Here is an 8,070-nt window from a genome sequence, read left to right on the forward strand (position 1 = left end):
GCAGCTTCGTAGAGGGCATACCATTTTTCATGTTTGCCGCCCGGCAGGAAGTGCGGTTCGATTTTTTCAAGAAAATGTTTCAAGCCCATAATCAGCCTTCCTTCTCAATGGTTTCCAGCACCTTGCGCAACAGCGGGCCGTATTCGTATTTGCCCGGGCAGACGAAGCTGCACAAAGCGAGGTCTTCTTCGTCCAATTCCAAGCAACCCAGTGCCTGAGCGCTGTCAGTATCGCCGACGATTAAATCGCGCAGGAGCAGGGTAGGCAGGATATCCAAGGGCATTACGCGCTCGTAAGTGCCGATCGGTACCATGGCGCGGTCGCCGCCGTTGACGGCTGTGTTGAACTTGAAGAGTTTGTTTTTCAGGAAATGGCCGAGGGTTGTGCGCGTGATGGAGTATTTGTCCGGTTGTGGCGCAACCCAGCCGAACAGCTCTTTGCTGCGGCCTTCTTCGATAACGGAAATCTGATTGTGGTAGCGGCCGAGGTAATCGTGCGCGCCTTGTGCAATCGCGCCGTTCAATACCGAGCCGGAAATCACGCGGTTGTCTGCGTCAACCAATTCGCCCGCAGTAATTTGTGATACTTTCGCACCCAAAACGGTACGCAAGAGACGCGGTTTGTTGACTTGAGAGCCACCCAAGGCAATCACGCACTCGGTGTTCAGACGGCCTGTTGCAAACAAACGGCCAATGGCAATCACATCTTGATAATTGATGGTCCAAACGGTTTTGTTCGCACCGACTGGCTCGATGAAATGAATGTGCGTGCCACTCAAACCGGCAGGGTGCGGACCGCCAAATTCATGTGTTTCGATGTTGGCAGCGTTTTCAGACGGCACATCTGCGCCGGCTGCTTTACACACATGGATTTTACGCTCGGTCAGGCGGCTTAATACCAACAGGCCGCGTTTGAAATCTTCGGCGGCTTCTTTGATAATGACCGTAGGGTCGGCAGCCAGCGGATTGGTGTCCATCGCATTGACGAAGATGGCGAACGGCTCGGCATCGACGGCAGGGATTTTGCTGAACGGACGGGTGCGCAGCGCAGTCCACAAACCGGATTGAATCAGGTTGCGGCGTACTTCTTCGCTGCTCAATTTTGCCAGCGCTTCAGGTGCATAGCGTTCGAACTCGATTTCGTCGTTGCCTTCAACGGCAATCACGACTGACTGAAGTACGCGCTTTTCGCCACGGTGAATCGCGGCGATTTTGCCTGAAGCCGGAGCGGTAAATACTACGCCCGGATTCTTTTTGTCTTCAAACAGCACTTGGCCTTTTTTGACGGCTTCGCCTTCCTTGATTTTCATCGAGGGGCGCATGCCGACATATTCTTCGCCAAGCAACGCGACTTCGGTAATGGCCGGGCCGTCATAAATGACTTGCTCCGGTCTGCCTGCGATAGGCAGGTCTAAGCCTTTTTTTATCTTAATCATAAGGATGCGTTACTTTTTGGTGGGTTGAGATTCGGATGTCGGATTGTTTTTTCAGACGGCATGTAATGCTTTGAAACAAAGGATGGGCCGTCTGAAAAAAGCAGAGGTTTGCTATAAAAACAACGAATAAACGCAAACAACAAAGCTTTAGATTTTATCAGGTATAGGCTGTTTTATGTCAGTTTTACGCTTATTTTTACGGGAAAAGTGGGAAAAAAGTAGGAATGTGTAATCGAATGTTAAGGGAAATAATTTTTAACTGTTTGATATTTAAACGCTATATTTGATGATATAGCTGAAAATAAAAAAGGCCGTCTGAGTTTCAGACGGCCTTTAAGTTTAAAAGAGCTGCCAAACGAAGAAAATCATCGTATGCAGGGCAAACAGCGGTACCAATACAATTACCGACCATGCCATATAGCCGAAGAAGGAAGGCATCGGTACGCCGCGTTGTTCGGCAATGGCTTTGACCATGAAGTTCGGCGCATTACCGATATAAGTGAGCGCGCCCATAAATACGGAACCCATGGATACTGCCAGCAATGAATGGAATAGGTGGCCTGTCATCAAGGCTTGGGCATCGCCACCGGCCATATTGAAGAACACCAAATAAGTCGGCGCGTTATCCAAGAATGCCGACAAAATGCCGCTCATCCAGAAATACATCACATTAATCGGATTGCCTGCTGCGTCGTGAACCAAAGAAACAACGGAAGCCAATGCACCTGTTTCGCCGGCTTTCAAAATCGCCAAAACAGGCGAAATGGTAATGAAAATACCCAAAAACAGTTTGCCCACTTCGGCAATCGGCTCGAAGTTGAACTCATTGCCTGCGCGTACCTGTTTGGGCGTGATAATCCAAGATACGGCGGTCAAAGCCAGCAAAATGCCATCGCGCATCAGGTTTTGCAAAGCGTAATGGCTGCCCAAGATTTCAAAGCCCGGATGATTTGGTTTCCACAAACCGGACAGCAAAACCGCACCGACTACGCCGGCCAGTAACAGGAAATTCCATTTGCCGTAAATTTTGATTTTTTCTTCTTTATCGGAAGGAGCGGGAGCAAGGTGCTCGCTTTGTTCACGGTTGAAGTGTTGGCTGTCGATGATGTAGAAAACGGCTAGCAAAATCACAGAACTGATTAATACAGGCATCAGCATGTGTTTGACCGTCCACATGAAATCTACGCCTTTCAGGAATCCTAAGAACAGCGGAGGATCACCTAAAGGAGTCAGACCGCCGCCGATATTTGCTACCAAGAAAATGAAGAAAATCACGATGTGAACGCGGTAGTGGCGTTTATGGTTGGCTTTCAAAAGCGGACGAATCATCAACATCGCCGCGCCTGTTGTCCCCATGATGGAAGACAAAGCCGTGCCGACTGCCAACAGGGTTGTATTCAATTTAGGTGAGCCGTGCAAATCGCCGCTGACAAAAATACCGCCTGAAATGGTATAGAGCGCTAAAAGCAGCAGGATAAAGGGGATATATTCTTCAACCAACGCATGGGCAACGGTATGTACGCCGGCTCCGAAACCAAAGGTGATGATAAACGGCGTTAAAAACAGCAGCGTCCAAAACGCTGTAATTTTGCCGAAGTGGTGGTGCCAAATATGGGAGAAAAACAGAGGTCCGAGTGCAATGGACAAGAGAATCAGTGCAAACGGCAGACCCCAAAGCAGGCTTGCGGATGAGCCGTCAAAATCGGATGCCGCAGCAGGAAAGGCGGCAAGAAGCAGTAAAAATGAGAGAGAGCGCATAGTATTTCCTTTTTATTCTGTTGCACCGTGAGGAACTTCGTTGAGAAAGCACGGCGGTGAAATATTCAGGCCGTCTGAAAATATCCAGACGAACTGCGCGGTTGTGTCAGGGGAAAGTATAACGCAAAGCAAGTGTTAAGGGACGGTTTAGAGTGTTGGAATCAAAAGAAATGTTGATACAAATAAAGGAATCAAAATGAGTAGAATAGTTGGAGGTAGTAAAAAAATGGTTTTGAAACAGGAGTTTGAAATATCGGAAATAATGCTATCGAAAAAATACTTTGAATTAATTTTAGCTAAAATTTACATTTAATTGAATAAATGGAGGCCGTCTGAAAAATGAGGGTCGAATAGGGTGTTTTGGTTCTTACTGATTGTTTTGATGGATAAATTGGGTATGAAAATAAAAAACAGGTAAGCGAAAATGCCCACCTGTTTTATTTTATGCCTCCGGCCGTAACCACATCCACACTGCCACGCAGCTACAGAAGATTGATGAAACGGCACCAATCCACCAGCGTTCTGGAAATTGCCAAAACATAAAAAGGCAAGAAATGGCCATCATGCCGATAGCGAAGAACTTTGCCTTGCGTGGCACAGCGCCGTTGTTTTCCCAGTTTTGTATGATCGGACCAAAGTGGCGGTGATGATACAGCCAATTGTGAAAGCGCGGAGAAGCTTTTGCCCAGCAGGCGGCGGTCAATAAAATGAAAGGCGTAGTCGGCAGTAATGGCAGGAAAATGCCGATAATGCCCAAGACGAGCGACAATGCGCCGCAAAAAATCAATAAATAGCGAACCATCTTCCCATCACCAATTATTTGTTTTCAGATGGCTTGTGATGTGGAAATGGACAACGTGGAATGTCTAATTTATCCCAGCCCTCATGCCCCATTTTTTCCAGCAGCGCGATATTGCGGTCAAAAATTGCCGAGGCATCGGGAAATGCTTCAGCCGCTTTGGCAATACTGTCTTCACGAATCAGGTGCAAGGTCGGGTAGGGCGAACGGTTGGTGTAGTTGCTGATGTCGTCGGCTTCTGTGCCTTCAAATTGAAAATCAGGATGGAACGGCGCAATTTGGACAATGCCTTCCAATTCGTTTTCAACAACGGCATCGTCGGCAATTTCCAGCATTTGGTTGAAGGTTTCAAAATCAGGGAACAGTGTCGGATGAACCAGTAAAGTGGTTTCCAATTCCGAAGCGGAAGTATTGCCCAGAAGCTGCAATTCACGATCCAAGTCTTCAAGAAAACCGTCCAAATGACGGGCTTTGCTGACAACGATGCGAACCAGGTTTTTAACGTGCGGCGCTTTGGCAAACGGGCAGAGATTCAGTCCAATAACGGCTTTTTCCAGCCATTGTTTGGTATGTTCTGAAACAGTATTGGTATCAAGATGGGCGGTGTCAGTCATAGTAAAAGCTTATGTGAATTATTCTTAAAAAGTATACAAGTGTATGGACGTGAAAGCAAACCATTGGAATTTAAAAGGCCGTCTGAACAACAGACGGCCTTTATCAGTTTCAAATCATCAATCCTGAACCAAATGAACCAAAGGCAGAGCGGTCGTGTTTTTAATTTCTTTCAACACAAAACTCGATTGCGCATCTTGCACGCCGTGGTGCGAAAGCAGCGTGTCCAAAACAAAATGGGAAAACGCGTTCATATCGGTAAAAAAGGCATGGAGCAGATAGTCGGTTTCACCCGTTAAAGCAAAGCAGCTCAATACTTCAGGCCAAGCGCGGACAGATTCGGAAAAATCCTCACGCGCATCTTTTGCCTTGCTAATCGATACACGGATAAAAGCCTGCAAGCCCAAGCCCAAAGATACGGGAGAAAGCTGGGCCGCGTATTTTTGAATAATGCCCGCATCTTCAAGCTGTTTGAGACGGCGCAGACAGGGAGAAGGGGAGAGCGCCACCTTTTCAGAAAGCTCAACATTGCTCAACCGCCCGTTTTCCTGCAAAACCTGCAGAATCTTTAAATCTGTTTTATCTAAATTCAGATGAGGCATGATGTTTCTCCCAATGTAGGCAATGTATGTTTTAAAAATGAAAAATGCTTAAAAATAAAGACTTGTATGGTTAAATTATATATTGAGTTCAGATGGGCGACAAATTGTCTTATCAGGAGTGTTGCGAATTTGTTTTATGTAGTTGTGAAAAGATGAAGGCCGTCTGAAACTAATCAAGATAAAAGTTTTATGTCATATTAGGATTGGATATAAAGAGGCCGTCTGAAAATGATTTCAGACGGCATTTATTTTCGTAATGTGATGATTCAGGCTCTTAATGACCTTGTTTTGGAGAGTTTTGTTCTTTTGATTTGTTCGTTTTCCGCGTTTGTATTTGGCTTTGTTTGGGGGTTTTCTTCGCAATGTATTTTTGTGTTTTGGGAAATAAGCTTACAAGCTTTGTTTGCAGGATACGGGAAGGAAGTGTGTATCCATGGTGCCACCGCAAGACCAAATTGTTGTACCTTTAGTACTACCTGTTTTTGCAAAACTTGGTGTCAAGTGGATTTCGGTATTCTTCACAGGAACAGCGGCTTGATTACCGATGGCGGCAACAATAGTGCCATTATCTTCAATACGGACAATCTTTACATAGTTACCGACTTTATTGTCGTCTGAAGCGAGTTGCTTGATATTGAGGTCAAGCGGCAAGCTGCCTTTATCCGCATAGGCTTCTTCGACGTAGCTTTTCATACTGCCTGCCAGCATAATGCCTTCTGCTACTTGTGCTCTGGCAACATAGTTTTGGTATGCGGGAAGAGCTGCTACTGCCAAAATGCCGATGATGCCGATAACAATCATCAACTCAATCAGGCTAAAGCCGGTTTGGGCGTTGCGTAGTTTTTTCATTTTTTGAGTATGTCGTTTTCTTATTTTTATTTTATAAAGCAAATCCCATAATTATTATGGGATTTGCTTTGAGTCGAATATCTTTTGTTAGATATTTAAATTAGATTAGCTAGCTTATTTTTTCGCAGCTGGGCGGCAAGAAGAAGGTAAGAATTTTGTATCTACACCTTTGGTTTTTCCTGGAGTACAAGTCCAAGTGAAGGAGCCTTTGGAGTTTGCTGCTTTATTAGTAATTTCGGGCGATAGAGAAATAGTTGCATTTTGGATATCTTTATTTACATCTTTATCTTTCATTGTTGCTGTCAGAACACCATCAGCTACATTAACTTTAGCAACGTATTTACCTTTAATATCAGTAGCCGCTGCAATACCTGCCGCTTTATTGTCTTTAGGCCAGTCACCTTTATCTGCATAGTATTCGACAATAGCAGACTTTTGACCTTCCATCAAAGTGATGGCTTCAGAAACTTGGGCACGTGCAGTGTAGTCTTGGTATGCAGGCAGGGCGATAACTGCCAAGATGCCGATAATCGCGATGACGATCATCAATTCGATCAGGGTAAAACCTTTTTGGATTGCTTTCATTGATTAAAACTCCAGTTTGAAAGTGTGAATAATTATGTTTAATTTAAGTAAAAAGTCCGTAATGTGCTTGGCACTATGTATTATGAGTAAACCATAAAGTAAGAAGGAATATACAGCTTCCGTCGGGCTTGCTGCTTTGAGGCTTGGGCCTTATCGGACGTGTTGTTTCAAGCAGTCTGTGTGCCAAGTGCGCAAAATTGATTAAAAAATTTATTTTTTATTTTTTGTTTATTGTTTTTATTGGGTTTATTTTTTAATTTTTAAGTTTTATGAGGTTTTGTTTGAAAGTTTCAGGATTTTAAGGAAATAGGGGGTTGACGTTTTTTGTCAGTTTTGTGTTTTTTGTGACAGGAAAGGGAGATAAGTTTGGGTGTGTGACGTTTTTTGTCAGAAATTAAGCTTGTTTAATAATATGTTAATTGATTTAGATGGGCGGTATCTTTATGGATTAATCGGTAAGTTTAATATTTTTTTATTTTATTTTTTTGTTTTTTATAGGTTTTATTTTGTATGCGTATTTTGTTTGAATACGGATAAGGAGAAAATTTGGAAGGAAGGATTTTTAAAGAGGGTTTGGTGTAATAGATGAATGAAAATTTGTTATTGGAATTATATTCATTTGAGTTATGATTTTGGAATGTAGTTTTATGTCAGAAGGAAGTTTTGGTTCGCATTTTAAGGCTTTGGATTTCTTGAGTGTTTTAGAAGGGTATATTCAGGATGTTTATATGTTTGGATGTGATTAGGGTGAGCAAAAATGCTCACCCTATGTTTTTAAGATGTTCAGACAGCCTTTATGGGGTCAAGACTTCGATCAATGCCTGTTTTAGGGTGTTTTGGGTTTGCGGGTCTTGGAGGGATGGGCTGTAGGTGATGAAGCTGTCCTCAATGCGCTGATCCAAGGTGGTGATTTTGGCGTAGCGCAGACTGATGTTGTGTGCGAAGAAGGTCTCGGCGATGTCGGCGAGGAGATGGGGGCGGTTGACGGCGGTGATGTCTATGGTGTGCCAGCCGGGATAATCTTCTTCGGGGGTGATGATTACGGTAGGCGGAATAGGAATATGGCGGATGCGGCGGCTGATGTGCGGGCGGCCGCTTTGTTTTTGGACGGTGGTATTGCCGTGGATGAAGCTGTTGAGTTCGGCTTCGAGTGCGCTTTGGCGGTCGGGATATTCTTCGGGCGGGAGATTGTCGGGAAGTTGCAGGATAAAGGTGTCGAGGATGTAGTCGTGCTCGGTAATGAAGGCGCGGGCGGCTTGGATGTCGAAACGGTGGCTGCTGAAGATGCGGCAGAGGCGTGCGAAGAGGCGGTCGCCATTGGGCATGAACACCATGACTTGAAGGCTGTTGCTTTGGGGAAGGATACGGCTGCGGACGGCCGGACTTTGGGTGTCGTAGGCGAGGTTTGCGGTGTGCCAGAGGATTTCCCG

The 8,070-nt window shown here is 45.0% G+C and carries 8 protein-coding genes; all 8 read right to left on the bottom strand.

Annotated features, from left to right (window positions below; genetic code table 11):
- Positions 1-91: 91 nt before the first annotated feature.
- Entirely contained in the window at positions 92-1,435 is a 1,344-nt protein-coding gene (locus tag ACTHUE_RS07995; protein WP_070503744.1) for a Na(+)-translocating NADH-quinone reductase subunit A, read from the bottom strand.
- A 339-nt stretch (positions 1,436-1,774) separates the two neighbouring features.
- Entirely contained in the window at positions 1,775-3,193 is a 1,419-nt protein-coding gene (locus ACTHUE_RS08000; RefSeq protein WP_070503741.1) for a sodium:proton antiporter, read from the bottom strand.
- A 442-nt stretch (positions 3,194-3,635) separates the two neighbouring features.
- Positions 3,636-3,995, bottom strand: a complete 360-nt coding sequence (locus ACTHUE_RS08005; protein ID WP_049336046.1) for a YbaN family protein — start codon at positions 3,993-3,995, stop codon at positions 3,636-3,638.
- Between the two features lie 14 nt (positions 3,996-4,009).
- The gene (locus ACTHUE_RS08010) at positions 4,010-4,606 is read right to left on the bottom strand and encodes a DUF1415 domain-containing protein (protein WP_049336044.1); all 597 of its coding nucleotides are present in this window, start codon (positions 4,604-4,606) and stop codon (positions 4,010-4,012) included.
- A 117-nt stretch (positions 4,607-4,723) separates the two neighbouring features.
- A complete protein-coding gene (locus tag ACTHUE_RS08015) occupies positions 4,724-5,206 on the bottom strand; it encodes an Lrp/AsnC family transcriptional regulator (protein ID WP_003684427.1) in 483 nt (160 codons plus the stop codon).
- Between the two features lie 390 nt (positions 5,207-5,596).
- The gene (locus ACTHUE_RS08020) at positions 5,597-6,055 is read right to left on the bottom strand and encodes a pilin (RefSeq protein ID WP_150540648.1); all 459 of its coding nucleotides are present in this window, start codon (positions 6,053-6,055) and stop codon (positions 5,597-5,599) included.
- A gap of 114 nt (positions 6,056-6,169) precedes the next feature.
- Positions 6,170-6,640, bottom strand: coding sequence for a pilin (locus ACTHUE_RS08025; protein ID WP_150540649.1), 471 nt, complete (start codon positions 6,638-6,640; stop codon positions 6,170-6,172).
- Between the two features lie 794 nt (positions 6,641-7,434).
- The coding region (locus tag ACTHUE_RS08030; RefSeq protein WP_440423242.1) for an ACT domain-containing protein at positions 7,435-8,070 on the bottom strand (636 nt) is incomplete at its 5' end.

It is taken from the genome of Neisseria sp. P0021.S005, from assembly GCF_051956955.1.